At 32.4% G+C, this 3,435-nt stretch carries 4 protein-coding genes; all 4 read right to left on the minus strand.

From position 1 onward, the window contains the following. Positions 1-234: 234 nt before the first annotated feature. The gene (locus U1E44_RS16685; protein WP_322932250.1) at positions 235-1,122 is read right to left on the minus strand and encodes a helix-turn-helix transcriptional regulator; all 888 of its coding nucleotides are present in this window, start codon (positions 1,120-1,122) and stop codon (positions 235-237) included. An 89-nt stretch (positions 1,123-1,211) separates the two neighbouring features. After that, entirely contained in the window at positions 1,212-1,985 is a 774-nt protein-coding gene (locus U1E44_RS16690; protein WP_322932251.1) for an SDR family NAD(P)-dependent oxidoreductase, read from the minus strand. Positions 1,986-2,050: 65 nt separating this feature from the next. Next, a complete protein-coding gene (locus U1E44_RS16695) occupies positions 2,051-2,410 on the minus strand; it encodes a DUF1330 domain-containing protein (protein ID WP_322932252.1) in 360 nt (119 codons plus the stop codon). Next, positions 2,376-3,269 carry a hypothetical protein gene (locus tag U1E44_RS16700; protein WP_322932253.1) on the minus strand — a complete coding sequence of 298 codons (894 nt, stop codon included), beginning with the start codon at positions 3,267-3,269 and terminating at the stop codon, positions 2,376-2,378. Before U1E44_RS16700 ends, U1E44_RS16695 begins: the two co-directional genes overlap by 35 nt. Positions 3,270-3,435 lie beyond the last annotated feature (166 nt).

A 3,435-nucleotide genomic window follows, 5' to 3' on the forward strand; every position in this document is an offset into this window, starting at 1 on the left:
AATCGATTTTAAGCAACTAGTTTAAACGGCTCACTTTCATCCGGCGCACATGGCTCAATTTGACCGGCGCATCCACGCATCAGAGAAACCGTTTATTTTTTCATGCTATCAGTTAGAAAAAAGTAATGTTTGAATAAAAATTGCAAATATTTGAAAATATGATATTTATAAAACAGAAAAGTTACTGTTAGTCAGAATTAATATTGAACCAGATAATTCAAGTTCAAAGTAATTTCAATAAGCCTGAGTTATAAATTCTTCCTGAAACTTTTTAGGTGTAATGCCGTAATAAGATTTGAAAACTTGAATGAAATGAGAAGGATTTTCAAAGCCGACTTCCATAGCTACTTCATTGACATTTTTATCAGATGTCTGAAGAATAAATTCTGCTTTCTTTAATCGTTTTTCTTTAACCCATTTAGCGGGTGTTACATTAAAAACTTTCTCAAAATTTCGTTTAAAAGAAGAAACACTCATTCCATTTAAATAGGCAAAATCTTCTACTCTTAAATTTCTAGTAAAATTATTACTCATAAATTCATGCAAATTGTAGTCGTTCTTTTTATTTAAATTGATTAGAAAGTTTTTGAAGCTATGCTGCTTATCGTTAAGCACTAAATTCAATAGAAGTTCTTCTAATTTCACTTTGAAAAGAGGCTCTATTAATAAATTTTCAGACTCAAAATAAGGAAGAAGTGTATTAATATAAGCTTCTAAATTAGAGCTATTCTCAAATTTAAAATATGACCGTGGTGATTCTTTAGAATTTAGATGTGCGAAATACTTTCGATTTTTATTAAAAAAATGCAATAAATAGCTGTCGTCAATAAAAAATAAAATGCTTTTGTAACTATTACTTTCTGCTATTTTTTCGGTTGTTAAAACCAATCCTTTTTTAAGAAAAATAGCTTCATTCTTGTGCAAAACAGTGTCATCATCAAGGGAGTGAAAATATTTTTCTCCTTCAATTCCAAACGCTATTAGGTGTTGGGTAATGTTAATTTTTGATCTTTCTGTTTCAGTTTTCCTGTTCAACAAAACAACCGTATTCCCATCTATATTATAGACTATATCATTTGCAAATGAAGGCTGGTGAAAATGTGATGGAATTGTGATTGTCATGTGCTGTTTTAAATAACAAAATTACGAAAATAGAGCTTTAATAGTATTAGTTTTGGTTGAAAGAGACATTTTTTTGATTTAAATTACCTCTATGTTGTAGTTAAACCTCCATCCACACTCACTATTGAACCTGTTACCCATTTGGATTGTTCTGAAGCTAAAAAAACAGCAATCCCTCCCAAATCATTAGGCTCTCCAATACGCCCCAAAGGATAGTTTGTTTTTACCTTATCAGTAAATTTAGTTCGTTGTTCATCAGTCATTTTCTTCATGGCAGTATTAAAAAGAGGTGTTTTTACGCTACCAGGAGCTATAGCATTTACTCGAATTCCTCTTGGACCTAATTCACAAGCTAACGATTTAGTGAATGAATCCATTGCTCCTTTGGTAAGGGAATAAGCCGTACTATACCTTTCGGGTATCATTTTATGAGAAAAGTAAGACGTTATGTTTATTATATTTCCTTCTGTTTTCTCTAGAGATGGGAGTAATTGCTGCGTTAAAATAAAAGGAGATTGAACATTCATTCTTATAATCTGCTCCAACTCTATGGGATTTATATTTTCTATCTTTTCAAATAATGCCATTGCGGCATTGTTTACCAAAATATCTACTTTACCATAATTCGAGTTTATTTCTTCAGAGAGAGCAGAAATTTTAGAAATATCGGATAGGTCAAAGGAAATGGCATTAACTTTTTGATTATAAATAGATAATTGTTTTTTTGCGCTATTTAGCTTATCTCTATTTCGAGAAATAATAATAACATCTGCTCCATTTTTAACAAATGCTTCTGCAATGGCAAATCCAATACCTTCACTTCCACCAGATATTACAGCTTGTTTTCCTTCTAATAATTTCATAACCGTATTATTAAAAAATGTATAGAGTAGCATCTTACCCTATACATCTTAATGATTTTTCTATATTATTGATTTCCAATGAAAACTTCTAATTCAGTAAATGCCTTGTCCCTAAAGGGCAATAGTTTTTTATAAGCTTCCGATTCAAACACATCTATTATAGCTTGATTGCTTGGAAACTCCATAACAACAACCACATGAAGTTTTTTATTCCCTACGATACTTTGTGCTACTTTGTATTTTCCAATAGGTTTGACTCCTGCATTTTTGAACAATAGGCTTGAATGTTCTGAATAATAAGCAAAAGCTTCTTTTTCGGCTGGATTTAACACAGCATTTACAATCATTAATGATTTTTCCGGCATTTTTTCTGACATAATTTCTAAATTTTTAGTTTGTATTTCTGTTATTACTTTTTTTTTCAAATTTCACTTTTGTTATTTCAAATTCTTGAGCTGTAGGGTTGTTACCTCCAAAAAGCATTTGAAGCTTAGCATAGACTACAAATAGGTCATTGCCTGCTTTCGTGAGTGTAGTTGGGAATGTATTGCCTGTTTCAAAAACCTCTGTTATATTTGCAGATGTCCAATTGTCTTTAGATACTAACTTATACACTGCACTTGGGAAATCTGCACCACTTAGGTTGTTACAGGCAAGGGCGATGGTGTTGTTATCTAAAAGCAATACACCATCAATTGTAGGGAATGGTTTGTCGCCCAATGCAATTTCCTGTAAATTGGAAGGGTTGTTTAGAGGGATTTTAAACAATTTTCCTCCATTGTATATTGCGGCAATGATAAATCCTTCTGAGTGATATGCCAATCCATTAAGTCCAAAAGTGCCTACTGGAGCCTCTAATCTTTTGTCATTAACAAATATGGTTGCTTTACCTTTGCTAGATACTTTGTAAATGATAGGCGAAAAACTGTCAGTAATATAGAAGTTTCCATTATTGTCAATTGTTACATCATTTGCCATATGACCGCCCTGCGGAGCAATAGCAGCTAAATCAATGTACTTTTCCCTTTTGCCTGTTTTTAGATTATAAAATACCGCAGCCGCCAATTTTCCTTTGGTGGCATCACTACTTTTAATACTAGCTCCAGGGTCGCTGTTACAAACAACCAATCGATTTCTTTCAACATCAATTTCAAGCCCTATGGTCGACACTAAATCTTCATCATCTGCAAAAACAGTTACTTTTCCATCTTTAGTAACCTTAACAATTTTACCTTGAGCAACAGAAGTTGTGTAAAAAGATTGGGTTTTGCTATCGAAAACCAATCCCTCGGGGTATAACCCTGGGCTTTTTATTACTACCTCATCAGGTAATTGAGCAAATAAGTTTGTTGATGAGAAACTGCCTATTAATATTATTAATCGTTAGGTAAATTAGTTTGTATTATGCTCTCTAAGCTGCGTATTTTGCGTGCCTGTGGTGGAAATACTT

The organism is Aurantibrevibacter litoralis (assembly GCF_034651555.1).
GTDB lineage: Bacteria > Bacteroidota > Bacteroidia > Flavobacteriales > Flavobacteriaceae > Aurantibrevibacter > Aurantibrevibacter litoralis.